This is a genomic window from Natrarchaeobius halalkaliphilus (assembly GCF_003841485.1).
Taxonomy (GTDB): Archaea; Halobacteriota; Halobacteria; order Halobacteriales; family Natrialbaceae; genus Natrarchaeobius; species Natrarchaeobius halalkaliphilus.
In genome coordinates this window covers 262,063-288,029 of record NZ_REFY01000003.1, presented here as the reverse complement: position 1 = coordinate 288,029, position 25,967 = coordinate 262,063, and the positions used below count along the sequence as shown (strand labels likewise).

28 protein-coding genes and 2 pseudogenes are annotated in these 25,967 nt (G+C 60.6%); 15 read left to right on the top strand and 15 right to left on the bottom strand.

Annotation, left to right across the window (positions count from 1 at the left end; genetic code table 11):
• Positions 1–62: 62 nt before the first annotated feature.
• Both EA462_RS08380 and phoU read left to right on the top strand, forming a co-directional pair.
• The gene (locus tag EA462_RS08380) at positions 63–701 is read left to right on the top strand and encodes an FAD-dependent oxidoreductase (protein WP_124178118.1); all 639 of its coding nucleotides are present in this window, start codon (positions 63–65) and stop codon (positions 699–701) included.
• Between the two features lie 103 nt (positions 702–804).
• Complete coding sequence (gene phoU / locus EA462_RS08375; RefSeq protein ID WP_124178117.1) at positions 805–1,476, top strand: phosphate signaling complex protein PhoU; 672 nt, start codon at positions 805–807, stop codon at positions 1,474–1,476.
• A gap of 438 nt (positions 1,477–1,914) precedes the next feature.
• Here the strand turns inward: phoU and EA462_RS08365 are convergent, their stop codons facing one another.
• From EA462_RS08365 to EA462_RS17735, 4 genes are all read right to left on the bottom strand, one after another.
• The gene (locus tag EA462_RS08365) at positions 1,915–2,238 is read right to left on the bottom strand and encodes a hypothetical protein (protein WP_124178115.1); all 324 of its coding nucleotides are present in this window, start codon (positions 2,236–2,238) and stop codon (positions 1,915–1,917) included.
• Complete coding sequence (locus EA462_RS08360) at positions 2,235–3,302, bottom strand: mRNA surveillance protein pelota (protein WP_124178114.1); 1,068 nt, start codon at positions 3,300–3,302, stop codon at positions 2,235–2,237. The genes EA462_RS08365 and EA462_RS08360 overlap by 4 nt, the downstream gene beginning before the upstream one ends.
• 90 nt (positions 3,303–3,392) lie before the next feature.
• Positions 3,393–4,283 carry a ParA family protein gene (locus EA462_RS08355; RefSeq protein ID WP_341538901.1) on the bottom strand — a complete coding sequence of 297 codons (891 nt, stop codon included), beginning with the start codon at positions 4,281–4,283 and terminating at the stop codon, positions 3,393–3,395.
• A 222-nt stretch (positions 4,284–4,505) separates the two neighbouring features.
• Positions 4,506–4,637, bottom strand: coding sequence for a hypothetical protein (locus EA462_RS17735; RefSeq protein WP_279387009.1), 132 nt, complete (start codon positions 4,635–4,637; stop codon positions 4,506–4,508).
• A 36-nt stretch (positions 4,638–4,673) separates the two neighbouring features.
• Between EA462_RS17735 and EA462_RS08350 the strand changes: the two genes are divergently transcribed.
• Positions 4,674–6,458 (top strand): acyl-CoA carboxylase subunit beta, encoded by a 1,785-nt coding sequence (locus EA462_RS08350; RefSeq protein ID WP_124178112.1) that lies wholly within the window; start codon positions 4,674–4,676, stop codon positions 6,456–6,458.
• Between the two features lie 265 nt (positions 6,459–6,723).
• Positions 6,724–7,074 carry a DUF5658 family protein gene (locus EA462_RS08345; RefSeq protein ID WP_124178111.1) on the top strand — a complete coding sequence of 117 codons (351 nt, stop codon included), beginning with the start codon at positions 6,724–6,726 and terminating at the stop codon, positions 7,072–7,074.
• A 67-nt stretch (positions 7,075–7,141) separates the two neighbouring features.
• Here EA462_RS08345 and EA462_RS08340 read toward each other — a convergent pair whose 3' ends face one another.
• From EA462_RS08340 to EA462_RS08330, 3 genes are read right to left on the bottom strand one after another with little or no spacing between them, the layout of a single operon-like run.
• Positions 7,142–7,798, bottom strand: a complete 657-nt coding sequence (locus EA462_RS08340) for a PH domain-containing protein (protein ID WP_124178110.1) — start codon at positions 7,796–7,798, stop codon at positions 7,142–7,144.
• Entirely contained in the window at positions 7,791–8,387 is a 597-nt protein-coding gene (locus tag EA462_RS08335; protein WP_124178109.1) for a PH domain-containing protein, read from the bottom strand. Before EA462_RS08335 ends, EA462_RS08340 begins: the two co-directional genes overlap by 8 nt.
• Positions 8,387–8,848 carry a MaoC family dehydratase gene (locus EA462_RS08330; RefSeq protein WP_124178108.1) on the bottom strand — a complete coding sequence of 154 codons (462 nt, stop codon included), beginning with the start codon at positions 8,846–8,848 and terminating at the stop codon, positions 8,387–8,389. Before EA462_RS08330 ends, EA462_RS08335 begins: the two co-directional genes overlap by 1 nt.
• Positions 8,849–8,984: 136 nt before the next feature.
• Between EA462_RS08330 and EA462_RS08325 the strand changes: the two genes are divergently transcribed.
• The 5 genes and pseudogenes from EA462_RS08325 to EA462_RS17805 form a co-directional block, all read left to right on the top strand.
• Complete coding sequence (locus EA462_RS08325; RefSeq protein WP_124178107.1) at positions 8,985–9,857, top strand: HpcH/HpaI aldolase/citrate lyase family protein; 873 nt, start codon at positions 8,985–8,987, stop codon at positions 9,855–9,857.
• Positions 9,858–9,967: 110 nt separating this feature from the next.
• Positions 9,968–11,224, top strand: a complete 1,257-nt coding sequence (locus EA462_RS08320) for a Glu/Leu/Phe/Val family dehydrogenase (protein ID WP_124178106.1) — start codon at positions 9,968–9,970, stop codon at positions 11,222–11,224.
• Between the two features lie 84 nt (positions 11,225–11,308).
• Positions 11,309–13,012, top strand: a complete 1,704-nt coding sequence (locus EA462_RS08315) for a cation:proton antiporter (protein WP_124178105.1) — start codon at positions 11,309–11,311, stop codon at positions 13,010–13,012.
• Positions 13,005–14,621: a cation:proton antiporter domain-containing protein gene (locus EA462_RS08310; RefSeq protein WP_124178104.1), complete on the top strand. Its 1,617-nt coding sequence runs from the start codon at positions 13,005–13,007 to the stop codon at positions 14,619–14,621. Before EA462_RS08315 ends, EA462_RS08310 begins: the two co-directional genes overlap by 8 nt.
• Positions 14,622–14,707: 86 nt before the next feature.
• Positions 14,708–14,887: pseudogene (locus tag EA462_RS17805) on the top strand (type II toxin-antitoxin system PemK/MazF family toxin); the annotation flags it as partial.
• A gap of 112 nt (positions 14,888–14,999) precedes the next feature.
• Here EA462_RS17805 and EA462_RS08300 read toward each other — a convergent pair.
• A complete protein-coding gene (locus EA462_RS08300; protein ID WP_076581923.1) occupies positions 15,000–15,206 on the bottom strand; it encodes a cold-shock protein in 207 nt (68 codons plus the stop codon).
• 332 nt (positions 15,207–15,538) lie between these two features.
• Here EA462_RS08300 and EA462_RS08295 point away from each other — a divergent pair, with 332 nt between their 5' ends.
• The 3 genes from EA462_RS08295 to EA462_RS08285 all read left to right on the top strand — a co-directional run bounded on the left by EA462_RS08295 (position 15,539) and on the right by EA462_RS08285 (position 16,849).
• A complete protein-coding gene (locus EA462_RS08295) occupies positions 15,539–15,778 on the top strand; it encodes a hypothetical protein (protein ID WP_124178103.1) in 240 nt (79 codons plus the stop codon).
• The gene (locus EA462_RS08290; protein WP_124178102.1) at positions 15,775–16,128 is read left to right on the top strand and encodes a type II toxin-antitoxin system PemK/MazF family toxin; all 354 of its coding nucleotides are present in this window, start codon (positions 15,775–15,777) and stop codon (positions 16,126–16,128) included. Before EA462_RS08295 ends, EA462_RS08290 begins: the two co-directional genes overlap by 4 nt.
• 319 nt (positions 16,129–16,447) lie before the next feature.
• Positions 16,448–16,849 carry an NUDIX hydrolase gene (locus tag EA462_RS08285; RefSeq protein ID WP_124178101.1) on the top strand — a complete coding sequence of 134 codons (402 nt, stop codon included), beginning with the start codon at positions 16,448–16,450 and terminating at the stop codon, positions 16,847–16,849.
• Between the two features lie 146 nt (positions 16,850–16,995).
• On the opposite strand, the gene EA462_RS08280 is transcribed toward EA462_RS08285, so the two are convergent.
• Both EA462_RS08280 and EA462_RS08275 read right to left on the bottom strand, forming a co-directional pair.
• Positions 16,996–17,319 carry a chorismate mutase gene (locus EA462_RS08280; protein WP_124178100.1) on the bottom strand — a complete coding sequence of 108 codons (324 nt, stop codon included), beginning with the start codon at positions 17,317–17,319 and terminating at the stop codon, positions 16,996–16,998.
• On the bottom strand, positions 17,316–18,188 hold the full coding sequence (locus EA462_RS08275; protein ID WP_124178099.1) for a shikimate kinase: 873 nt from the start codon (positions 18,186–18,188) through the stop codon (positions 17,316–17,318). The genes EA462_RS08280 and EA462_RS08275 overlap by 4 nt, the downstream gene beginning before the upstream one ends.
• 113 nt (positions 18,189–18,301) lie before the next feature.
• Between EA462_RS08275 and EA462_RS08270 the strand changes: the two genes are divergently transcribed.
• Positions 18,302–18,805 (top strand): DUF5796 family protein, encoded by a 504-nt coding sequence (locus tag EA462_RS08270; protein ID WP_124178098.1) that lies wholly within the window; start codon positions 18,302–18,304, stop codon positions 18,803–18,805.
• Positions 18,805–19,056, top strand: a complete 252-nt coding sequence (locus EA462_RS08265; RefSeq protein WP_124178097.1) for a DUF7508 domain-containing protein — start codon at positions 18,805–18,807, stop codon at positions 19,054–19,056. Before EA462_RS08270 ends, EA462_RS08265 begins: the two co-directional genes overlap by 1 nt.
• Positions 19,057–19,099: 43 nt before the next feature.
• Here EA462_RS08265 and EA462_RS17730 read toward each other — a convergent pair whose 3' ends face one another.
• Positions 19,100–19,234, bottom strand: a complete 135-nt coding sequence (locus EA462_RS17730) for a DUF7128 family protein (protein WP_279387008.1) — start codon at positions 19,232–19,234, stop codon at positions 19,100–19,102.
• Positions 19,235–19,333: 99 nt separating this feature from the next.
• Here EA462_RS17730 and EA462_RS08260 point away from each other — a divergent pair, with 99 nt between their 5' ends.
• A complete protein-coding gene (locus EA462_RS08260; RefSeq protein WP_124178096.1) occupies positions 19,334–21,553 on the top strand; it encodes an AAA family ATPase in 2,220 nt (739 codons plus the stop codon).
• Positions 21,554–21,559: 6 nt separating this feature from the next.
• Here the strand turns inward: EA462_RS08260 and EA462_RS08255 are convergent, their stop codons facing one another.
• The 4 genes and pseudogenes from EA462_RS08255 to EA462_RS08240 all read right to left on the bottom strand — a co-directional run bounded on the left by EA462_RS08255 (position 21,560) and on the right by EA462_RS08240 (position 25,885).
• Positions 21,560–22,201, bottom strand: a complete 642-nt coding sequence (locus EA462_RS08255; protein WP_124178095.1) for a protein sorting system archaetidylserine decarboxylase — start codon at positions 22,199–22,201, stop codon at positions 21,560–21,562.
• A gap of 67 nt (positions 22,202–22,268) precedes the next feature.
• Positions 22,269–22,661 (bottom strand): response regulator, encoded by a 393-nt coding sequence (locus EA462_RS08250; RefSeq protein WP_124178094.1) that lies wholly within the window; start codon positions 22,659–22,661, stop codon positions 22,269–22,271.
• A gap of 175 nt (positions 22,662–22,836) precedes the next feature.
• Positions 22,837–23,016, bottom strand: a pseudogene (locus EA462_RS17800) (RNA-guided endonuclease TnpB family protein); the annotation flags it as partial.
• A gap of 40 nt (positions 23,017–23,056) precedes the next feature.
• On the bottom strand, positions 23,057–25,885 hold the full coding sequence (locus EA462_RS08240) for a DEAD/DEAH box helicase (RefSeq protein WP_124178093.1): 2,829 nt from the start codon (positions 25,883–25,885) through the stop codon (positions 23,057–23,059).
• Positions 25,886–25,967: the final 82 nt, after the last annotated feature.

Here is a 25,967-nt window from a genome sequence, read left to right as displayed (position 1 = left end):
CGTTCAGTGGAACCGTCGCCGGGAACGAAACCCCTTTTCAGTCCGGCCACAAACCCGCTGATATGGAGGGGACGCCAGTCACCGTCGAGTCAGTAGCGGACGTCGGCCCGGATACGATCGCAATCGAACTCGAGACGCCCGAGGAGTTCGCGGCCGCGCCCGGTCAGTTCGTGTTGCTCCGGGCCGCACCCACGGGTGAAGAGATCAGTCGACACTACACGCTGTCGTCGCCGTCGGTGACCGACAGCTTCGAGATCACGGTCGGAATCGACCCGGACGGCGATCTCTCGCCGTGGCTTGCCGACCTCGATGGTGGCGAGACGGTTCACCTCGAGGGTCCGTTCGGGACGATCACCTACGAACGCGACGAAGACGTCGTCGCCGTGGCGGGAGGACCGGGCGTTGGCCCCGCGATTTCGATCGCAGAAGCCGCTCGAGAGGCCAGCCACGCCGCCGTCGTCATTTATCAGGACGACGAGCCAGCACACCTCGACCGCCTCGAGGCGCTTGCAGACGATGGGGCGTCGGTACTCGTTCTCGAAGAAGACGCGGACGGGGATCTAGCGGATGCACTCGAGGCGCATCTCGAGGAGGGACGGCTCTACGCGTTCGGGTTCGACGACTTCGTCACGTTCGTTGCCGACGTGATCGATGGGGCCGGCGGTGACGCCGACGACGCGCTGATCGAAAACTTCGGATAGGTGGGTCGAACTCCCGGTTCTGATTCATACGCCGGGGTACAAGGTTCCGTTTCAGACAGCGGGGTGCAAAAACTATATCCCCGCACGCACGGGTGGCTGAACTATGGCTCGACAATCGTATCAGGACAAACTCGCGGAGCTACGCGAGGACATCCTCTACATGAGCGAAGTCGTCCTCGAGCGACTCCGCATGGGACTCGACGCTCTCGAGCAAAAGGACGACGATCTGGCCAACGAGGTCATCACCGGCGACGGCGAAATCAACCGGATGTACCTCGATCTGGAGCAGGACTGTATCGATCTACTCGCACTCCAGCAACCCGTCGCGAGCGATCTTCGGTTCATCGCCGCGTCGTTCAAGATCATCACCGATTTAGAGCGGATCGGTGATCTCGCGGTCAACCTCGGAGAGTACACGCTCGAAGCGGAGCGGGACCTCTTTCCGGACGTCGACGTTCAGGCGATGGGCGAGATGACACTCGAGATGGTGTCCGAGGCGATGAGTGCGTACGAACGCGAGGACGTCGACGCGTGCCGGAGGCTCGCAGTCGACGACGACGACGTCGACAACTTTGCAGAGCGAGCCAGCAGCATCGTCGTTCGCGACCTGATCGAGCGCGAACTCGACTCTCCCGACGAAGTCGAGTTGATCCTACAGGACGTGTCGCGGCTTCTGTTGACGATTCGGGATCTTGAGCGCGTCGGGGATCACGCGGTCAATATCGCCGCACGAACGCTGTACATGGTCGAAAACGACGACGAGCTGATCTACTGACTACTCCGCGTTGACTCCCCCTGTGGAGGGGTCCTCACCGGCGTCGGTGACGAGAACGAAGTTCGTAGATCCACAATCGCAGTTGCCCGCTCCGATGGGCTGGATAGTACCGCCCGGCCACTGTCGCGCTGCATACACCGATCCACATTCCGTACATCTCGCTAACTCTCTCGTGACATCATCTCTGTTCGCCATGCAACACTACGAATAACGTATCAGTCCTCCAATTAATGTATCTATTCCTCCGAGTGGGAGCCGATACTCATTGAGCGCGATGGTGAACGTCAGTGACTGTCGAAACAAGGGTTCGATTGGAGACTTCCCAGTACCGTTCCCGTAAGATGACAGGTGGGTGTAATATCCGTCTCAGTGAGAGACAGATGCCAACGCAGGCGAGTCTTTCCCTCCACCACCGTACTGGTCGATCCCGTCGTCGAATCAGTCCGACCCGTCGAGAAGCACCCGTCCGTTGTTCAAGACGGCGTACGATCCGATCACGGCGATCCCAGCGGGAATCGCGATCCTGAACCGATATCCCTCGAGCAGGACGTAGCCGACGAAAAAGACGGTCAAAAGAAGCCCCTTGAAGAGACCGAACCGCCACATGGAGGGCGGTTCGCCCAGGACGATCCGCGCCCCGGACTGTCGCTCTTCGATGCCATCGCGCTGTAGCCCTCGAATCGTCGTGAGGAAGTCACCGAAACCGTACGTCAGTACCGCGAGCGCCCAGAGCAGCCCAGACCACGGAATCAACGAACTCATTCGAGTCGGTAGCGCAACAGCGCCGCGACTCCGCCGAGGTTCGAGAGCTGCTGGCCGGGTGGAAACTCGCTCGAGAAGACGGTTACCTCGCCGCCTTTCTGTTCGGTCGTTCTGACGATTTCGTCGACGTCGACGCTCCACTCGCCGTCGGGACCGCGTTCCTTGCGGAGTCGGTCGTCCAGAACGAGCAGGCGTTCTATCGCACCGAACTCTGCGGCCTGTTCGACCTGTTCGGGGCCGTAGGCCGCCTTTGCGCCCTCCGCTATGCGCCTGGTGAGCTCGTCGATGTACTCGGCCTCGCTCTCGATTCGCGTTTCCTGCTGGACGTCAGCAACGGCACCGCGTTTGAGCACCTCGTGAACGCCGCGGTCACCGACGCTCGCCGTGTCGACCATCGTCAAGAGCGCCGCCACCTCCGGCTCGTTGTTCTCGAGGTACTTCCTGGCGTCCTGTTTCGTGAATCCGGGACCGGCGAGGATGATCGCGTCGACGTCCATCCGTTTGAGGACGTCACCGAGCTCGCTGAATAGCTCCGAGCGCTCGCGGGCGTACTCACCTTTCCCTGTCGGCCCGGTGATCGTCGCCCGTTCTTCGGTCCCGTACTGGGCGACGGTGTGGACGTGTGCCTGCCCCTCCTCGACCGTGGCGATAGCGACGTCCGGATTCTCGGTCGCCTCCTCGGCTTCCTCGAGGCGTGCCTCCTGATCCGGCTTGAACTGTTTCTCGATCGAGAGCTCGTCGCGTTCTTCGACGTTCAGCGTGTGGTGAAAGTCGAGTTGATCTTCTCGCGAGCACGCGACGATTTCTCCCCCGACGCGCAGCCGATTTGCGAATTTGTGAAACTCGACGTCGTCGACGGCGATTGCGACCCACATGTGTTCGCGTTCGCCACCGGTATCGCGCATCTGTTCGTCGTTGCGCTGAATCCGTCGGGTCGTATCGCCCGCGACGCGATCGCCGGGCTCGAGGACGTACTGCAAGTGCCAGAGGTCGTCGACGCTCTCAGGGACGACCGTGACCCGTTCGCGTCCACCCTCGATCCGCTCCCGGTCTTTGATCTGCATGATCGCCCGTTCTCGGGGTGGCCGTAAGTGGGCTGCGATCCCTCGAACGGAGTGGTGTCGACGGTTCCACGGAGACGGATAGCTCGTACTTCACACCGACTCGGTCGATCGGTTCTCGACGATGGCCGCGAGCGTCTCGAATCGCTCGAGCATGTCCGCGTTCGGATCGTACGTCGACAGCGGGACGCCGTCCCGGTACGCGCGACGGAACGCGATCCGTTCTCGGATACCGGGCCCAGGTGATGTTTCCAGGCGATCCGAGCGGGAAAACGACGGGAGATACGGCTCGAACTGGCTGTCCTCGATCGCCTCGAGGACGCGTTTCTCCTCGTTATCGCCTTTGACCCGGTTCGGAACGATCGAGAGGATATCGATCGGATCGGAGAGGCGGTCGTTGAGCGAAAACAACTGGTTCGTGACGGTTCGGATCAGCGCATCCGCACTCGGTTTGGATAGCTGAAGCGGGAGAACAACCTGTCGCGTCGCGATCAACGCGGCGTTCGAAAGCGGTCCGATCGTCGGCGGCGCATCGAAGACGACCCAGTCGTACTCGTCTGCGAGTGGCTTGACGATTCGCCGGTAAAACAACAGCTCACCGCTGTCATCGCCGTAAATCCGGCGACTCACGTGCTGCAGTTCCGCGTTCGACGGAAGGAGATCGAACCGGGTATCGCCCGCCACCGGCCGACAGAGCGCGCCCGGATCGAGCGGATCGGTTCGCTCAAGGACGTGCCTGAGAGACCTCTCTGCGGTGTAGGCGTCCCCGCATCCGACGCCCTCCGTGGCGCTTCCCTGTGGATCCACGTCGACGAGAAGCACGTCGTTGTCTCGAGTCGCGAGTCGTTCTGCCAGGTTGATCGCGACCGTGGTCTTTCCTACTCCCCCTTTTTGAAGTGTTACGGTTATCCCCCTCATCTCGGCTCCGGCGCGCGTTTCGTTCCCCCGACGCTCGTCGCAGCCCGCGCCTCTACTGTGTCCCAAAGACGAGCGACGCTGTTCGATAACCGATGCAATCGTTGTCGGCGTCGAACAATAGTTCTCACGGCCATCGACGAGCGGACATCCACTTCGAGCGGCTCGTTTCGCCGCGTGATACTGTAAGTATAAATAACACGTGAACGACTGAACGCGAACGTACGTCCCTCCAGCCCGATCAGAACGGTTGTCTCCGTGATGGTGACCACGGGGACAGCGATCCACTCTCTACTCGTCCGCACCGCCGCGTTGACACCCCTCCGGTCCTCGCCCCACGGTGAGGTCGACGCGGTGTCCGTCTCGGTGCGGACGGCTCTCTTCGACGGGGAATCGAACGATCAGTTCGAAAAGGGGAGGCACGCTGGATTTTTTATCGATCTCCACACACGAATAGGTATGCACGTTCGTATCACGGCGACGGCGACGGACGAGGAGGCATCGGTGATCGCCGCTGCCCTGGCGGAACACCTCGAGGAGACGGTCGAGGTGTACCTCGGTGACGACGACGAACCGACCGCCGTCTCCGCGAGCGAGCGCGAATCGTCGGCAGCGCCGCCGACAGCAACCGGTGAGGAAAGCGAGAACGCGGATCGCGAGAGATTCGAGCCGACCGATCGGGAGCGGCGACTCGTCGATGAGATCGAAGACATTCTCGAGGGCGGGCCCGAACGATACAGAGCGCAGCTCTCCGAGGAAGACAAGCTCTTCGTCCGGGATCGCCTCGAGTTGTGGTTCGGCGGTGAGAACGACGAGTTCCTCTTCGAGGACGGGAAATTCGCCGCCTTCGACGACTGGCATCCGGACGGTGCGGGCGAAGAGACCGACGACCGGCTGCCAGCGGACGGTCTCATCACGGGCGGGGCGACCTTCGAGGGACGGGACGTTCACTTCATGGCGAACGATTACACGGTCAAGCGTGGGAGTATGGCCGCCAGAGGGGTCGAGAAGTTTCTCCGGATGCAACAGCGGGCGCTGAAAACCGGCCGTCCTGTCTTGTATCTGATGGACTCCTCGGGCGGGCGAATCGATCGCCAGACCGGCTTCTTCGCCAACCGCGAGGGGATCGGAAAGTACTACTACAATCACTCGATGCTCTCGGGGCGGGTCCCGCAGATTTGCGTCCTCTACGGTCCGTGTATCGCCGGTGCGGCGTACACCCCGGTGTTCGCTGATTTCACGGTGATGGTCGAGGGAATGTCCGCGATGGCGATCGCCTCACCCAGGATGGTCCGCATGGTTACCGGCGAGGACATCGACCTCGAGAAACTCGGCGGACCGGCGGTTCACGCGCGCGAGTCCGGCTCCGCGGATCTCGTCGCGAAGGACGAAGAACACGCCCGCGAACTCGTCGCCAGGTTGATCGCGTACCTCCCGGATAACGCGGACGAGAAGCCGCCACAACGGGAGTCGATGCCACCGGACGATCGGCCCGCGGGGATCGATGCCGTCGTTCCACCGCATCCGAACAAAGGCTACGACATGCGGGACGTGATCGATCGCGTGGTCGACGCGGGATCGGTTCTCGAACTCCGGCCGGAGTACGGTGAGGAGATCATCACGGCGTACGCTCGCATCGACGGTCGCCCGATCGGAATCGTCGCCAATCAGCCCGCCCACCGCGCGGGTGCGATCTTTCCGGACGCCGCCGAGAAGGCGGGCGAGTTCGTATGGACGTCGGATGCGTTCAACATCCCGCTACTGTACCTGTGTGACACGCCCGGGTTCATGGCCGGATCGCAGGTGGAAAAGAACGGAATCCTCGAGAAGGGAAAGAAGATGATCTACGCGACCTCGTCGGCGACGGTGCCGAAACAGACGGTCGTCGTTCGCAAGGCCTACGGCGCGGGAATTTACGCGATGGGTGGTCCCGCATACGATCCCGAGAGCGTCATCGGACTTCCGTCAGGCGAGATCGCGATCATGGGCCCCGAGGCCGCGATCAACGCGGTCTATGCACGAAAGCTCTCGGAGATCGACGATCCGGAGGAGCGAAATCGCCGGGAGCGCGAACTCCGGGAGGAGTACCGCGAGGACATCGACGTTCATCGGATGGCGAGCGAGGTCGTCATAGACGAGATCGTTCCGCCGAGTTCCCTTCGAGAGGAACTGGCCGCTCGGTTCGCGTTCTACGAGGACGTCGAGAAATCGCTTCCCGACAAAAAACACGGCACGGTTCTTTGAAGGCGATTTGACGTCGACCCGCCCTGGGATCGATCGCAATCGCCACCAGTCACGACTGTCGGGACACACCGGTGACGATTACCGCCAGCCGTCGGTCGATGGTTGTTACAGGATACCCGTCTCTACGACTCGGTTGACCGACGCTATGGACCGATTTCTATTCGCTACGGTTTGCATAACAATACCGACCGTACTGGAACCGACGCGTGCGGTCTCCGCACGCTCCCGGTGGCCCCACGGTCGGTTCGACTCCGGCGGGGAGCCTATGAGTTCAGACGGGGTTTACTCACACCCCCGAATACCAGTAACCGCCACGCCTGCCGAACTCGAGCGACTGCTCTGGGTGTTCGTTGCGCTCTCGCTCGTCGGTGACATCGTGACGACGTTCGTCGGCCTCCATCTCGGATTGGCCGAGTCGAACCCGGTCGCTCGCGGCGCGATCGAGGGCTACGGGCTGGTGGGAATGATCGTTCTCAAAGGTCTCGCCGTCGGCGTCGCGCTGTTCTGTCGATCTCTGCTTCCTCGAGAGTACCGGCCGATCGTTCCCGCCGGACTCGCGGTCCCGTGGACCGTCGCCGTCTGCATCAACGTCTACATGATCTCCATGGTTATATGAACGGATCGGCCGACGATTGAATCTGGTCAGCTTCCGACGGAATCGAGATCGGTCGCCCGGAGCAGCGTTACGTCGACGGATCGATCGTACGACGCAAGCCACGAATCTCTTCGAGCACCGCCTCCCACTGCTCTATCGCTCCCGGAACGTCGGTCGAACGGCCGAGTTCACGCTGGGCCTCGAGCCGATTCCGAACGGCATCCGGCTTTTCGACGTTGCGGAGCGTGAACGTCTCGCCGCTCGCGGCTTCGATCGTGACGGTTCCGTAGCCGACGATACGGGCGACCGAATGCTGTGTGAGGGTCGTGTTCTGGACGCGTTCGAGGTCCACCGTCTCGACGCTGATACCGAGGACGCCACGCCTGATGGCGACCCGCCGGCTCGTGAGGACGTACTCCGTCCGAGCGATCCGGAGGACCCCCCACACCGCCGGAATCGAGACGACCGGTGCCCAGACGAGTGCGAGCGCAGAAAAGATATCGAGCGCGATCGTTACGAGGGGAACAAGGACGCCCACGAGGGCGAGTGCACCCCACGGATACGCCGTCTGCATTCGCGGACCATCACGCCAAACGATCGTTTCGCCCGGTGCGCTACCCCCCTCTCGGATAAGCGCCAGCCACTCGAGCGATCCGTGGGCCTCGGTGGATGGCTGGAGGTCGTGGCTCGGTCCCGTTCCGGAGACCGGTTGTCGCCCGTTGTTCGACCGGCTGCGGTCAGTCATGATCTGGCTCCTCGAGCGTCGTCCGGATCGATCGCAATTCCGCGAGGATCTCCTCGAGAACGTCGTCCTTCGACCGGTCGTCGGTCTTTTCGCGGTGGTCGCGGTCGATCAGCTCGCTGATGAGCTGCTGGACGGCTTTGGGCTCCGGAACGGATTTGAACGCCATCTCGACGCCCGATCCACCGGCGGTGCTGACCTCCACCGTCCCGTAGTCGAAGACGGTTCCGAGCGCCGACTGGGAGTAGGAGATGTCCTGAATCTTTTCGTGATCGATTCGCTTTACGTCCCGCGAGAGGACGCCGCTTTTTCGATAGAGGGCGCGATCCGTGACGACGTAGTGCGTGTTTGTCACGCGGAGGTACTCGCCCACGATGATGAGGATACCGATCAGGACGATCGCCAGCGGGACGCCGATGACGAACGCCGGAACGAGCGTTCTCCTGTCGGGCCCATCCGCCCAGACGATCTCCTCTCCGTCGTCGAGCGAAAGCCACTCGAGGTCCCGGTCGTTCGGGTCCGTGCCGGCGTCTGCGTTGGTCGGACCCGACCGTCCGGTTCCGTCGGTCGATCCCGGAGTCGACTCGGCCATTAGGATCTCTCCTCGTGTTCGCGTTTCAGCGAGAGCACGGTTCGATCGAACTCACAGACCAGGTCGTCGTTCTGGGTGAATACCTTGAGGTGCATGGTGACGATGCCGCGTTCGCCGTCGCTCGTTTCGCGCTTTTCGGTGACGGTCGAGGTGACGCGAATCGTATCGCCGTGAACGACCGGGTTCGGATGGGAGACCTCGTCGTAAGAGAGGTTCGCGACGATCGTTCCGTCGGTCGTCTCCGGGATCGCGATGCCGACCGCGAGCGACATCGTATAGAGGCCGTTGACCACCCGCTCACCGAACGCCGACTCCCGTGCGAACTCCCGGTCCAGATGCAACGGCTGTTGATTCATGGTCAGATCACAAAAGCGCTGGTTGTCGCTTTCGGAGATGGTTCGCCGTCGACCGTGTTCGATCGTTTCACCGACGGTGAACTCCTCGTAGTATCGTCCGGACATAGGTTCGGAATCGAACAGTGGCGATAAAAATCTGCTGTCACGCCGGGTGTGGGTGGACGGCCACCCGTGATCGTCCGCTCGCAGCATCTGGGCAGCAGCCCGTACTTTCAGGACCCTCCTCCCCGCAGTCTCCGGTATGGTCCGCAGAAGCGTGCTCTTTACACCCGGCGATCGGCCGGAGATGCTTCGGAAGGCGGCCAACTCGAGCGCCGACGTCGTCGTCTTCGATCTCGAGGACGCCGTCTCGCCCGATCGAACGTCCACCGCACGGGAGAACGTTCGAACCGTCCTCGCTGACTCCGACTTCGACCCGAAGCCGGAGATCTGTCTCAGGACCAATGCGGAACGCGACGAGTTCGAAGCGGATATAGACGCCGTGTTCGGCTCGGAGGACGCCGACGTCAGTCTCGATAGCGTGATGTGTCCGAAAGCGGGTTCTCCGGACGACGTTCGGGAGCTGGTCGACGCCCTCGAGTCGTACGGCGAGTCGTGCCCGGTTTTCGCGCTGATCGAAACTGCACGTGGTGTCCTGGCTGCGCCTGAGATCGCTTCGGTTCCCGCCACCGACGCGCTGGTGTTCGGTGCCGAAGATCTCGCCGCGGATATCGGCGCGCGACGAACGGACGACGGAACAGAGGTCCTTTACGCACGCGAACGCGTCGTCATCGCCGCGAGTGTACACGGCTGCGACGCGATCGATACGCTCGTTCCCGACTTCGAAGCCGAGGAGCGGCTTCGCGAGGAGACCGAGTTTGCGATCACCCTCGGCTACGACGGAAAACTCGCCATCCATCCCGCACAGATCGAACCGATCAACGAGTCGTTTACACCCAACGACGACGAACTCGAGTGGGCTACTGCCGTTCTCGAGGCCAAACGCCACGCGGATAGAGAGGGACGGGGAGTGTTCGAACTCGATGGAGAGATGATCGACGCGCCGCTGATCGCTCGCGCCGAACGAATTCGTCGCCGTCACTGCGTCTCTCGAGGTGGCGAGATCGACGAGTGAAGTTACCATCTAGAAGAAATACAACCACATTAAAATACCTTATATTATTAGATTATGTGTATCATGGGCATTCGTCACGCTTATTTTAGTTTCCCCGAAACCGTCTCGTAATGTCCAGTACCACGAATCCGTTCGAAAGTCTGCAGTCACAGATCGACGAGGCGTCGACGTACCTCGACGTCAACGACGACGTCATCGAGCGTCTGAAGCATCCGGAACGAGTGCTCGAGACCAATCTGACGGTCGAACTCGACGACGGCTCACTGGAACGGTTCACGGCGTTTCGGTCACAGTTCAACGGTGATCGTGGCCCCTACAAAGGTGGTATCCGCTATCACCCGCAGGTATCGCGCGACGAAGTCAAGGCGCTTTCCGGCTGGATGACCTACAAGACCGCGATCGTCGACATTCCGCTCGGCGGCGGAAAAGGAGGAATCATCGTCGATCCGGCCGAATACTCTGAGAGCGAACTCGAGCGACTCACTCGCGCGTTCGCAACCGAACTGCGGCCCATGATCGGTGAAGACCGCGACGTTCCCGCACCCGACGTTAACACGGGCCAGCGGGAAATGAACTGGATCAAAGACACCTACGAAACCCTCGAAAACACCACTGAGCCCGGCGTCATCACCGGGAAAAACCTCGCAAGCGGCGGAAGCGAAGGACGCGTCGAAGCCACCGGCCGATCCACGGTTATCGCCGCCCGCGAAGCGTTCGACTACCTCGGCAAAGACCTCGAGGGCGCGACCGTCGCCGTCCAGGGGTACGGAAATGCCGGCTGGATCGCCGCAAAGCTGATCGACGAGATGGGGGCAACCGTCGTCGCTGCGAGCGACTCGAGCGGCGGTATCTACAATCCGGATGGGTTCGATCCCGTCAATGCGAAAGAGCACAAAAACGAGACCGGAAGCGTCGTCGGCTACCCGAACGCCGACGAGGAGATCACCAACGAGGACGTCCTCACGCTCGACGTCGACTTGCTCATCCCTGCGGCCCTCGAGAACGCGATCGACGGCGACCTCGCGACGGACGTAACGGCCGACGTCATCTCCGAGGCCGCAAACGGTCCGTTGACGCCCGAAGCCGACGCAATTCTCGAAGGTGAGGACGTTTTCGTCATCCCGGATATTCTCGCCAACGCCGGCGGTGTGACCGTCTCGTACTTCGAGTGGGTCCAGAACCGCCAGCGCTTCTACTGGACCGAAGAGACGGTCAACGACGAACTCGAAGACATCGTCGTCGACGCCTTCGACGCCCTCGTCGAAACGATCGAGGAGTACGACCTCGAGAATCCGCGAACTGCCGCTTACGTCGTCGCGATCCAACGGGTTGCTGATGCGTTCGACGAAGCAGGAAGCTTTCCCTGAACAACGGTCGGAAGGGTTCCGATAGGAACTATTCACCGATCTTGTCAGAATATACTTGTATCTCGACATCTGAAATCGACCACTGTGCCTCTTGAGGAGATTGCAGTCTCGGCGGATTTCGCGTTGCTTCTCGCTTCGGCTGCGATTCTCGGCTACGTGGCTCGGTTGACAAAGCAGCCGACGATCGTCGCATACGTACTTACCGGCGTCGTTATCGGCCCGATCGGACTCGGTCTCATCACTGGGGAGTCGGGTTTAATCGAGGTCATCGCCGAGTTGGGGCTGGGATTCCTCCTGTTCTTGCTCGGAATCAAGATGAGTTTCGAGGACATCAAAGAGATCATGCGGCCCGTCGGCAAAATCGCAGTCGGGCAAGCAATTTTACAGGCGGTCGCATCGACGACGCTCGCGTTGTTGCTTGGCTTTACGCTCTATCAATCGCTCATACTCGCACTGGCGACCACGTTCGGCGCAACGCCGATTATCGTCAAGGTGCTCAGCGACAAAGACGAACTCAAATCCCTCTACGGGAGGGTCGATATCGGCGTGCTCATCTTTCAGGACATCTATCTGGTTTTCGCGCTCGCAATTCTGGCCGTTGGAACCGTCGATAGCGCCGAGCAGATCGCATTTAGCATCTCTCGAGTCATCGTCCTGATGATCGTCATGGGCGTCGGCGCGTACTTAGCGAGCAAGTACGTGCTTCCTACGCTTTTGCGAGCCAGTGCCACAAACAAGAGCGCACTGTTTACCGTCGGCATCGCGTGGGCGTTCGTCTTCATTTACGCCGCTGAAGTGCTTGATCTGTCGGTTGAGCTTGGCGCGTTCATCGCCGGACTCGCGCTCGCGAACCTGCCTTACAGTACGGAGCTCAAAGAGCAGATGCGGCCGGTAACCGATCTATTCATCGCGGTTTTCTTTGCCAGTATCGCACTCCAGATGGAACGAGGACAGTTGCTGGTTTACTGGCAGGAAGCGGTGATCGCCTCCTTCGCACTCCTCACAATCAATTTCTTCATCGTCTTTGGACTCTTTTACAGCCAGAAATTTGATATGGAAACGTCGTTCCTCGGAACGATTTCTATGCTACAGGTTAGCGAGTTTTCGATCGTGCTTGGGGCCCTCGCCGTCAACGAAGGATTCGTTGCTGAGGCAATTCTTGGTTTCTTGAGTCTCATGGCCCTGATCACCATGCCGATTTCGACGTACTACGTGATCTACAACCGTGAGATCTACGAGCGTGTTCGGCCGTACCTCGAGCGATTCGAACACGACGATCCGATCGAGTTCGATCCGCTCACCTACGAGAATCACGCCGTTATCGTTGGGTACGACGGCGTGACCGGGCGACTCACTGAAACGCTCGAGAATCGGTTCGAAGACGTCGTCTTTGTCGAAGATCAGCGGGAACGCATCGAGACACTACGGCGAAAAGATCTCGAATTCATTTTCGGCGATTCCCGTCACGGCGAGATCAGAAAGGACGCGAACGTACGTGAGGCGGCTCTCGTTCTCAGCACCCTCGACCGAACGGATATCAATCGTCGACTGATCGAAGATGCCGGCAACGCAGACGTCATCGTACTGGCAAACGACGAAGCCGACGCGAACGAACTCGAGCAGACCGGCGCTAGCCACGTGATTCGTGAACAGCAGTTACTCGAGGACGCGGTGTCAACGATCCTCGCCGGAGTGGATGACGAGGGGACGATCGGGGAGAAAAACGACGTGATACGATGGAAAAACGAAGCTGGCACGCGCTCTCGAGAGGGCGATTTCGATGTATGATACCCTGTTCGCGATAACGGCGATCTTTGTGATCGCAGCGGCCGTTTTGATTGTCGTTACTCAACGTTCCTTTCCGATAACGCCGTTTTATATCGTCGCTGGGATCCTCGCGGGGCTCGTCATCGACGAAACGCAACTGCTCGAACTCGCCCAGTGGGGTATCGCCTTCATCGTATTCGTCTTCGGCGTGAACGTGAACATAGGGACCGTCAGATCGCAGGGACGAACGAGTACTATCATCGGCATCGTTCAGGTATCGATCGTCGGTTTCCTTGGATTCGCGGCGGGTGTCGGCCTGGGGCTCGATCTCGAGAACGCAGCGTTTCTCGGGATCGCGGCTGGACTGAGTTCGTCGTTGATCGCAACCAGTTACCTGCAGGACTCGAGTAGAGCGTCCTCGGCCAGCGAGCAGCTAGCGCGTTCGATCCACTTTGTTGAGGATATACTGGGAATAATCGCCATCATCGTACTCAGTGCCGTGGTCTACGTATCGACGCCGTCGTGGGAACCCGCCGTCGCCGCGGTTGGGTTGTTCGCACTGGCGCTTGTCGTTCGGTACGCACTGTTCGTCCGGATGATCTCACCGATCAACGACGACGCTGAGTTGTTGATGTTGGTGGCGATCACGTTCGCGATCGGTGCGATGGCGATCGCAGAAGCGGTCGGACTGTCGATCGTCGTCGGCGCGTTCGCGGCCGGTATCGCCGTGGTCGACGAGTACCCACAATCGTTGACTCTCACGGACACGATCGAAGACCTCGAGGACTTCTTCGCCCCGATCTTTTTCATCACGCTCGGCGCGTTGCTCACGGTTCCGACGGTCGAATCGCTTGGTTTGACACTCGTGCTCGTCCTTGCGATCTTGGTTATCAATCCGCTGCTCGTCGCGGTGTTGCTCTTGGCCCGTGAATACGACGGTCGAACGGCGGTGTCGACCGGACTTTCACTCGACCACGTCAGCGTGTTTAGCCTGTTCATAGCTATCGAAGCCCTCGGTGCTGAGGCCATCGACCGTGCCGTGTTCAACGCGATCGTTCTCGCTGCTGTCGTGACGATGATCGCAGCCGCCTTCACCTCGTCCCGTGCCGGACAGATCGAACGGACACTTCGAAAAAAGAAGTTCTTCGACCGAGCCGGTGAAACGATCACCACGAACATTTCCGACGAAGCAAAACTCACCGACCACGTGATCATCGCCGGGAGCAGATACGGCTCAGGTGGGCTTCGAGACGAACGGATCGATCGAACACTGGTGTTCGTCGGCGACGACCGCGAGTCGATCACCGACACGACCAAGTCGTACAACTACATCTACGGTGCAGTCTCGAACGACGACGTATGGGAGCGTGCTCAGGCAGAGAACGCCGCGCTTATCGTTTCCCTGTATCCCGACCGAGATCGCACGGACGCGATAGTGGATGTCGACGTCGATACGCCGCTTCTTGTCCGCACCAATCAACCTGACGACACCGACGAGTTGCTCGAAGCTGGTGCCGCGGGGAGTATCGATTCGTCGGCGGTCACTGCTGAACACATTATAGAACTCCTTGAGAACGAGATCCCGATGAGCGACAGAGCGAGAGGAGCATCTGGAGACGACTCAACTTAGCACGAGTGGCCATAGAACCGACGGACGAATGACGCAGGACTACACTCAGTTGTTACCGAGCACCGCTCTGCACGACCTTATGCGGCGACGCTGGGAACAAAAACGCCAGTACAACTATCGTTGCACCTTCGACGGAGACATCTCGGGGCTATCCACTTGAGATTCTCGTCGAAGCGGGGGAGCCGTCGTTCGAAAAAAGTTCGTCGATCCGCCTCGATAGAGAGACGGTGGACGAAGCGTTGAAACTGAGTTTCGGACTCGATTGACGTATCTGCTTCGGCCAGTCCAGAGTGTACAGATAGCGTCAGCTCGGACGCGCAACCTTCTAAAAAATCGAAATTATTGTCTGTCGCTGTGAACGACAATTATGCCTCAGTGTTACTGCCGGACGACGTTCGTCGCACGAGGTCCCTTGGGCGAGGACTCGATGTCGAACTCGACCTCAGTACCTTCCGTGAGGTCTTCGCCGCCGACATCCTCCATGTGGAAGAAAACGTCTTCGTCGTCGTCGAGGTCGCCGTCATCAGTCGAAATGAAACCGTAGCCGCCAGTGTCGTTGAAGAAATCAACCTTACCGTTTGCCATTACAAATAAACGGAGGGTTGGATGAGGGATAACTCTTCCGAGGGTCGCGGTACCACGACTCCTCACACTACATTCGCACGTGTAGTGTCCGCTGGTTCTGGTGATCGGTCCGTTACACAACCCATTCGACGCGAACCAACTGATCAGCAACCGGAAAATCCGGAACGCTAATCAGGTAGGCAAACGCGCTTAGAAATCCGTTCAGTGCTCATCTATTGCTTCTTTGCTCGACCTTGTTCAGGTAGATGAAATCCATGGTACGAGTCACAGAAAATATTTGTCGTGGGTAATAGTGGGCAAAACTTATTCAGTAGTAGCATCTAGTTGGGAACATGACGAAAGTCGATGTGCGAGACCTCCAGACCAACGAAACTGACGACCGTGGTCGAATCTATCTCGGGACGAAGTACGCGAACAAGCGCGTAACCGTCGCAGTCGTTGAGGTCGAATCCGACCATCCCGACGAAGACGAACTGGCAGCCGCCTACCGCGAGGCGTCTGAGAGTGCAGAAGAACTTGCAGAAGAGTGGGACGACGCGTCGGACGACGCGTGGAGCGAGCTGGATAAATGAGCGAGGATACGAAGGTTCGTCGCGGTGACGTCGTTATCGTTCGACTTGATCCTGCAGAAGGCCACGAGATGAAGAAAACTCGTCCTGCAGTAGTCGTCCAAAACGACGTTGGGAACAAAAATGCCAGTACGACTATCGTTGCCCCTGCGACAGGGACGTATCGAGGCTATCCATTCGAGGTTCTCGTCGAAGCAGCAGAGTCGCCCTTCGAGAAGGATTCGTCTGTTCGTCTCGACCAGATTCGTGCCGTTTCCATTGAAAAGCGGATTCACTCGGTACTTGGAGGCCTCGACACAGAAACGATGGAGGCAGTGGACGAAGCGTTGAAACTGAGTCTCGGATTGGACTGACGTATCTGCTGTGATCAGTATAGAGGAACGGCGAACTGAGTGGTGTTAGCAGAAGAACTATTGGTATGAATTACCATCATGGCATGGACGATTGAAACAGATCACATCACGAATTGTCCACTGTGTGGATGCGCACTCATAGGGATTATCGTAGGAGTTCATAGTTTCTCCCTCAACGTACCGAGACACAGCGTCGACGGACGGGCGTCAAACCCTGCGGTTGGCTACGATAATCCCTATCACTACCAGAGTAAGGGCTGAGGAATCAATTCCATATTGTCGTGAATGTGTCCTTACTGTTCACCGAAATCCAGGTCCAATGGCGCGAGCGACAGTAATTGACGGAGACAGTGCGTTATTGATTGAACGCGGAAGAGGTTTAGACATTGGAGAATGGTTCCTTGCAGGTGGATATCTCGAATACGATGAATCACCTCGTGAAGGTGCAGCGCGTGAGCTGGGGGAAGAAACAGGCCTCTCAGTTTCACCGACTGACCTGACGCTCATTGGAGACGGATTTCTGGATGCTGGCAACGGTCTCACAATGGTTTCGTTCAATTACGCTGCATCCAAGGTCGCGGCAGAAGGTACGCTTCAAGCGGATGATGATGCAGCTGCTGCTCGCTTTTGGTCACGGGACGAACTCAAAACGAACGCACCAGCACTTCGTGCATCGGGTCTTCAACAGTTACTCACCGCGATTGATGAACTGGGTCGTTGATAATCGTTCCATTCGCACGTGTCGTGTCCGCTGGTTCCGATGATCGGTCCACAGCTCATACCCTTCGATACGAACCAACTGAACAACAACCAGAAGATTTCTGAGTCCGGACTACGCGTCACACGCTCTCAGAAACCCGCTTAGTGTTATCTAGTATTCCTTTGCTCAACCTTATTCAGCTCGATCAGAAGCCGGAAAATCGCCTTCACGAGGTTCGCATCGACATCGAACTGTTCGGCGTTCGAACCGGCTCGGTCCATCACCTGCTGTTCTTGACTCTCGTCGGTCGTCGGTAGCCCTTCTTCTTCTTTGACCTGTGCGATCGTATCCGCGACGTACGTTCGCTGGGCGATCAGCTCGACGATCTCCCGATCGATCGTCTCGATCTCCTCGCGAAGCTCGTCGAGTGCCATGTCGTCCGTCGTCCGATCTCCGATCTGATTTTCGGTCGTCTCAGTATCTCGAGTCATATCGTTCGTGTTCCATCCGTTCGCGTTTGTAACAGCCGGACCGTTCCGTCGCGTTCGGTCCAGCGCGTTTCGACGTCCGCAAGCGTATCTCGGTCCCCGACGGCGACGTAGCTCGGCCCGGTTCCCGACAGCGAGACGCCGGCCGCGTCGGGAAGCGCGTCGATCATCGGCCCCGTCGAAAACTCGAGCGCGCCACAGAACGCAAAGCCGTTGACGGTCATCGCCTCGCCGTACCGCTGTTCGAGGACGAGTTCTTCGACGAGTTCTGCCACCGGCGCGATCCGTTCACAGGCCGAAACGTCGGCGTCAGCGCTGTAAGACTGTTCGGGGGGAGTATACACCAGGGCGTGCCGGTCCAGTTCGTCGCGAACGAGGAGGTCGTCCGTCGCGTTGTCAGTGACGGTTACGCCGCCGAGCATGCTTGCGCTTGCGTCGTCGAACGCGCCGGTAACGGTTACGCCAGCGTCTCGAGCGGCCTGGACACCCAGACGACACGCATCGATTCGGTCCACCGAGTCGACGACTGCCAGCGCATCGAGCGTTGCGAGCACCGTTGCGTTGGCCGCGGCGCTCGAGCTTTTCAATCCGGAGGCCATCGGAACGTCGCTCTCGGTGCGTACCCTTGCACCGACGGCGGATTCGTCGAGTCCAGCGGATTCGGCGTGCGTTTCGATCGTCAGTTCGACACAGCGCTCGACGAGTGAGGTATCGGCGTCGGGTCGGCCGACGATCTCACCGACGATCTCGCCAGTGTCGGTGAGATCGACGGTCGCTGTCGTCTCGAGATCGATCGCAAACGCTGCACCGGTTCCGGTCGCGAGCGCGTTGAGAACCGTTCCAGCTGCCGGGGCGACGGCGCGGCCGTCCATACGAAAATACTCTCAGAGGGCGTATTTACGGCTGACGGTCTCGCCGGACCGTCCGCGTGTTCCTCGAGGAAAGAACACACCGTTTTTCCCCGGCCCGGCCGAAGACGCCGATTATGAGCGCGCGAAACAACGTCGCACCCAGCACGATCGGCGTCGACTTCGTCGAGGGTGGCGTCGTCGTCGAGTATCTCGACGGGCGAGAGGTGTTTTACCACGGTCCGCCAAAGCCAGTCGAGGGACCGATCACGACCCCGCCGGGAAAGGACGTTCACGTCCTCGTTACCGACCCCGAGGGCATCGAGGGCGTCATGACGTACGTCAACGACCGCGATACGCACGATGGAATCCTCGAGACGACCGGCGTCGGTCGCGTGATGCTCGACGGCAGCGACGAGGAGCGACTGTTTCCCGGCGTCACCGTCTCGACGGACGCCTACTCGATCCGGGTCGAGGCGGATCACTCGAGCGTCGACGGTCGAGTCTTCGTTTTCGCGGAAGACGAGATGAGCGAACACGCCTACGAACTGGTCGACGAGAGTGCCGACGGCGGAGGATCGTCGGAGACCCGAGGATCTCGTTCGTCCGGTGACGCCTCCCGAGAGGAGTCTCGATCCTGATGGCGCTCCGGAAACCCTGGCGGGAACTCGATCGGGAGACCGTGGCGAGTGCGCCCGATCGGCCCGGCGTCTACGAACTCGGTGACGGCTCCGGAACCGTCCTCGCAGTCGATCACGGCGTGTTGCGTGACGAACTCAAAACGGTGCTGGCCTACGGGGACGCAGACCGCGTCCGCTGGACGGAGACGCATACCCTAGAGCGCGCCCAGTCCCTTGCGGCCGATCACCGCGACGGGACCGAACGCGAATGAGGGCCGGCGTTCGTTCGCACCGGAGCCATCGGTTTCGCGTCGATCACTGAATGTAGGACGGATCACTGTCGTCACACCGTTTTTCGTGTTCGATCGCATCCGACCGTTCGTCGAAAAGCAACCCGCACGTTTCACACTCGTGCCAGGTGGCGTCGTCTCGCTGGGTCTGTTCCACCATATTCTCAAGTCCGTGGCGAGGCCACAAATGCGTTTCTTCGGTCGGGATGCGCCACGGTGGCGGGGCAATTCTCAAGACGACGGACCGAAAAGAAGGGGTATGAGCGGGTCGGATACTGAAGGCGTTTCGCTGTCGGTTCGTGCCGCAGAAAAACGCGATGCTGGACGTGGCGTCGCCAGAATTCCCGAGATGGCGCGTCGTCAACTGGGCGTCCTCAGCGGTGACTCCGTCGTCATCGAAGGGGGATCGTCGACGGTCGCGAAGATGTGGCCCGCCGACTCTTCGGTTCCCGAAAACGTCATCCAGATCGACGGCGATACCCGTGCGAACGCCGGTGTCCACGTCGGTGATACCGTCGTCGTCCGAACGAAAGACACGTCGACGATCCGCGAAGCGGACAGGGTGACGTTGACGCCGCCGCCGTCGCTTTCGAACGCCCACCAGCAGGTTGCAACCCGAGAAGCGACCAAGAAGTTGCGTAACCGTCCGGTTCGAGCCGGCGAGCAGATTCGGATCGAGGGAATCGGCCAGGAACCGTTTCGGGTCGTCGATACGAGTCCCGCGGGTGACGTCCGAATCACCAGTACCACCACGATACGAATCGTCGACACGAACCGCGGTCCGACAGAGGACGCGGTCTCATCGAGTCACACCGATGGGGAAACATCGAATAGCGGGTCGGCCGAGGTCGGTGATCGGTCGGACGACGAGGGCGAATACGAACCGGGTCCGAGCTCGGGTGTCACCTACGAGGACATCGGCGGGCTGGACGAGGAACTCGAACTCGTCCGGGAAATGATCGAACTACCGCTTTCGGAACCGGAGCTGTTCCAGCGCCTGGGTGTGAAGCCGCCCTCGGGCGTGCTGTTGTACGGTCCGCCGGGAACCGGAAAGACGCTGATCGCACGCGCAGTCGCGAACGAGGTCGACGCATACTTCGAGACGATCTCCGGGCCGGAGATCATGTCCAAGTACAAAGGGGAGTCGGAAGAACAGCTCCGACAGACGTTCGAGACCGCCCGCGAGAACGCGCCGACGATCGTCTTCTTCGACGAAATCGACTCGATCGCGGGAGCTCGCGACGACGACGGCGACGCCGAAAACCGGATCGTAGGCCAGCTCCTGACGCTGATGGACGGTCTCGACGGCCGCGGAGAGGTGATCGTCATCGGGGCGACCAACCGGGTCGATTCGATCGATCCCGCGCTCAGACGCGGTGGACGCTTCGACCGCGAGATTCAGATCGGCGTGCCGGACGAACAGGGTCGCACCGAAATCCTCGAGGTACACACCCGCGGAATGCCCCTCGCCGACGACGTGAACGTCGAGACGATCGCCCGTCGGACCCACGGGTTCGTCGGTGCCGACCTCGACACCGTTGCGAGCGAGGCCGCGATGGCGGCGGTCCGCGACCGACCGACGGACGCGGACGAGCGAACGGCGTGGAACCAGGATCCGACCGTCCACAAGCGCCACTTCGACGAGGCGCTCGCATCCGTCGAACCCTCCGCGATGCGGGAGTACGTCGCTGAATCACCGAACACCGACTTCGACGACGTCGGCGGTCTCGAGGACGCAAAACGGATCCTTCGCGAATCGGTCGAGTGGCCGCTGACCTACGATCGGCTCTTCGAGGAGACGAACACCCAGCCGCCCTCGGGCGTGTTGCTCTATGGCCCACCCGGAACCGGAAAGACCCTGCTCGCTCGAGCGCTCGCCGGAGAGACCGACGTCAATTTCGTTCGCGTCGACGGGCCGGAGATCATCGATCGTTACGTCGGTGAGAGCGAGAAGGCGATCCGAGAGGTGTTCGAACGCGCCCGCCAGGCCGCCCCGTCGATCGTCTTTTTCGACGAGATAGACGCCATCACGTCGGCTCGAGGCGAGGGTCACGAGGTCACCGAACGCGTCGTCTCACAGCTCCTGACCGAACTCGATGGAATGCGCGAGAACCCCAATCTCGTGGTTCTCGCGGCGACGAATCGGAAAGACCACATCGACCCCGCGTTGCTCCGCCCCGGCCGTCTCGACACTCACGTTCTCGTCCCCGAACCCGATCGGGAGGCTCGAGAGAAGATTCTCGACGTACACACCCGCGGAAAACCGATCGCCGCCGACGTCGATCTCTCGGCGGTTGCAGCCGACCTCGAGGGATACACCGGTGCCGATCTCGAGGCGCTCGTCAGGGACGCCTCGATGAAGGCGATCCGGGAGGTCGCGACCGAGTACGACCCCACCGAAGCGAACGCGAAAGCGAGCGAGGTCGTCGTCGAACGCCGCCATCTCGAGGCGGCAGATCGAGGGACCGACGGCGCGTGAGACGGACTACTCGAGCGTCGGTCCGTTCGACTCGAGGACGACCGTTTCGCCGGCCGTCATCGAGTCACCGACAGAGACGGTGATCTCCTCTCGATCGACCGACGGTGGAAAGAGGACGTCGACGCGGCTGCCGAACGCGATGTGCCCGATTCGATCGCCTCGCTCGAGTTCGTCACCCGGTTCGACGTAGGGGTGGATTCGACGGGCGAACGCGCCCGCGATAAGCGTGATCTCGGCGTCGAGTGGAGTCTCTCCTTCGAATCGACCGTCCGTCGTCTCGAGTCGGATACGCACTCGTTCGTTTCGATCGGACTCTTTGGAAAAGGCTGGTCGGTTCGCGCCGGGGACGTGTTCGACGGCGGAGACTGTCGCGTCGACGGGAGCGCGAACGACGTGGACGTGCCAGACGTTCATGAACACGCCGAGACGAACCCGATCGCCCTCCTGGCGAAGCACGGAGACCGTTCCGTCGGCCGGCGTGACGACGCCGGTGAGCGGCGGCGTTCGGTCCGGATCGCGAAAGAACGCGAGTGTCCCGATACCGGTTGCGAGCGCAAGGATACTGAGCGTGGTGCTGAAGATGAACGCGAACGGCGCGGCGAGCAGGGGAACGATGGCGTACTTCCAGGCATCCGGCGCGAATTTCATGTCCGTACCGACGCGCGTGAATCCTATGGCCGTTACGGATGCGCTTTCGGTCGGTCCTGAACGAGGCTCACTCGTGTGCCTGTATCGTGAGTCGAATCCGATTGGCGAAGACGTTCATATCGCCCGTCGCGTGGCTGCTCTTGCTGACGAACGCGGACACGCCGGACGTGAGCGCCTCTTCGGCCAGCGACTCGAGCGGATTCCCCGTAAAGAGAATAAACGGAACCGCCGGCGATCCGGTCCGCCCGTTGATCGACGCGGCGAGATCGATCCCCGTCTCGTCCGGCAGTTCGTAACTCGAGATCACGCAGTCGAACGAGCCGTCCTCGAGGGCATCGCGAGTCCCCGTGGCCGTCGGAACCGTCTCGATTTCGAATCCGTGTTTCGACTCGAGCGTCTGACTGACGTGTTGCGTGATGAATTCGCTGTCCTCGACGAGAAGGAGAGTGTACGGTGACATAGATACTCGATGCTGACACGGGATCGTCTAATAACTCTTGTTGCAGATACTGTGTGGCAAACTGGGATGAGGTGACGATACGCAGCGTTACGAGTAAACTACCCTCCCCTACTTCGTTCGGGGGCAATGGCCCCGCTCGCTCGTTGAAGGGAGGGCTTTCGCGTGGACTCCAGTTCTACGCCTCGGACGAGGCGAGAAGGTCGTACTCTCCACTCACGTTCAGCGTCCCGCGATTCAAGCGCACGTCTACGGGTGCGCCTCCGTCGTCTGCGTTTTGCCGACGCCGGAGATACTGCAAACCGATGTTCTTGGAAGCGTTGTAGTCGGCGTGGTTCTGGTAGCCGCAATCCTGACAGTGAGATCGCAGGGACTGGTGTCAGCCGGTTCCGGTAGAACTAGTCCCAGAACGACTGAGTTCGTGCGTACTCGCGCTCTTTCGAAAGGATGTCGCGATAGAACTCGTCTTCGCTTTCACGGAGTTTGTTGATGATCTGGGCCGCGTTATGTGGGCCGACTCCGCGGGCTGCCATCGCGATCACGGCCCGTTTACCGTGTCCCTGGACGAGACTCGCGCTCCGATAGGCACGTTCGGTTACCCGTTCCTGCTCGTCGTCTTTCTCTTCGGCCTGAACTGCCTGTACGACCTCGTCGGCCCACGGGTTCAACGCCGCGATCCGGGTCGAACCGCAGTTGCCACACTCGGGTTGGTCCTGGACTCGCTTGACCGTCGTCTTTGCCTTCCACTCTCGACAGTGGGTGCAGGCCAGGAGTATTCGGTCGTTTTGAATGCGCTCGCGGACCGTCTTGATGACGCTCGCATCAGCATTCTCGGGAGCTAACAGCTCCGTTCCCGACGATCGACCATCCGTACCGATCGGCGTTCTGCCCCGCTGGCTCACCACCTCGAGATCGTCGGACTGGATTCGCTCTATGATCGTTCGGGCGCGGTCGACGGCCAGATCCTCGTGAAACACTTCGCGGATCGCTTCCTCGTACATCGGCGTCCCCTCGAGTGCGGCGAGCAGCCGTTCGTTCGACATTCGACCGGAGCCTTGCCAGCGCTTTAGCGCGCCGAACTTCGCAGAGACCTGTGCGAGTCTGAACGCGAGAGCATCCGAGCGCTTGAGTCCGAGTTCGATGATCGCCTCGACGTGTCCGGGATCAGTGTCCTCGAGGACGGCGAGCACGTCGCTCGTCCCGATCGAACTCGGTACCTCGAGTTCGATTCGGTAGGGATCCGTCTCGAGGCCGACCGACGAGCCGGCCTGCTGGCCGAGCAGCGAGGAAAGAAGCCGTCCCAGCGTCTCGTTCGCCGCGTGGCCGAAACAGGCGTTCAACGCGACGCTTCGTCCGTGCCGTTCGCAGACGATGCGATCGGCCGTCGGCATCGCCGCCTCGGCATCGACGTGGCGTTCGAGTTGCTCACAGGCGTTCGCGAGCGTGCGCTCGTCGGCCGGATATCGGCCGGAGAGTTCTCGGCCGACCGAGGCGGCGTCAGCTCCGATACCGAACTGTGGTTCCGCGGCGGTTCGAATCTCACCGACCTCGCGAGCGATCTCGTACGGGACCGGAATCTCCTGGCCGATCCACGACGGAACCTCGCCTGCGGGGTCCTCTATCGGGCTGACCTTGACGACGGCCTCGTCGTCGTCGATCTCAGCGATCCGCCACATCTCGCCGCGCTGGATGAACACCTCTCCAGGGCGGGCGAAGTTGACGACGAACCGCTCGTCCAGTGTCCCGATCTGCGTACCCGAGGCGATGTCGTGGACCTCGTAGGTCTCCTCGTCGGGAATCATCGAGAGATTCGCATAGACGTACTGCCAGGTACTCCCCGACGTCTCGATTCGGTCGTCGCCCTCGTCGAACCAGACGACCCGATTGCGGTGAAGCTCCGAGAGAACCTCCCGAAACGTCGCCTCGGGGAGATCGCGAAACGGATAGGCACGGCTCACGGTGTCGTACGCTTCTCGAACGGGCGTCGAGCCGCGGCTCTGGACGATTCCCGGAATCTGGTTGGCGACCACGTCGAGGCTTCCCTCGTGGATCGCCGCTGGTTCGACCTCGCCGGAACAGGCCCGTCGTGCGATTGCGATGGCCTCGAACGTGTCGTCGGGCCGGGTCGTGACGATGGTTCCGCTCGAGACCTCGTCTCGGCGGTGGCCCGCGCGGCCGATCCGCTGGAGTAACCGCGTGACCTGTCGTGGACTCTTGTACTGGACGACGTGGTCTACCCGACCGACGTCGATCCCGAGTTCCATCGAGGACGTACAGAGTAACCCGTCGAGTTCGCCCGCCTTGAACCGGTCCTCGACGTCGATCCGCGCCTCCTTCGAGAGCGATCCGTGGTGGACCCCGATCGGGGCCCCGAGTTCGGTGAATCGCGATCCAAGCGCCTCCGCAGTCTGTCGCGTGTTGACGAAGATCAGCGTCGACTCGTGGTCGTCGACGAGCTCTCGGATCAGCCTGACGTGGCTCGCTGTATCGGCTTCGGTCAGCAACGTCCCTGCGAGTTTTTCGTCCTCCGCGGTGATCTCGGGTTCGTGAACCGTCACGTCGACGTTGCTTCCGACGTCGATCTGGCGAACCTCGCAGGGTCTTCCGCCGGTCAGAAACTGCCCGACCGACGTCGGCTCACCGACGGTCGCAGAAAGGCCAATGCGCTGAAAGCCGTCGGCCAGATCCGCGAGACGCTCGAGGCCGACCGATAGCTGTGCGCCGCGTTTCGATGCCGCAAGTTCGTGGACCTCGTCGATCACGACGTGGGAGACGTCCGTCAGTCCTTCCCGAAGGCGTTCACCCGTCAACATCGCCTGGAGCGTCTCCGGCGTGGTGATCAGGATCTCCGGCGGATCCTCCGCTTGTTTTCCCCGCTGATACTGGGTCGTATCGCCGTGGCGTACCGCGACGTCGAGATCGAGCGCGTCACCCCACCACTCAAGGCGTTCGCGCATGTCCCGATTGAGCGCTCGCAAGGGAGTGACGTAGAGCGCACCGAACCCCGCTGGCGGACCATCGGAGACGAGGTCGTCGAAAACGGGTAACATTGCCGTTTCGGTCTTCCCACTTCCGGTCGGAGCGATCACGAGCGTGTGCTGGCCGGCCGAAAGCGGCGGGATTGCGAGGCGTTGGGGGGCGGTCGGCGTCGAGAACCCACGTTCGGAGAGTGCATCTCGAACCGTGGGTCCGAGGTGTGTAAAGGCCGCAACGTCCCCGTCTGTCATCGACGCCGCTAGGGACGACCGGCGGATAAGCACCACGTTTCATACGGATTGCTGTAACGATTTACCGGTGGAACCCCGACCG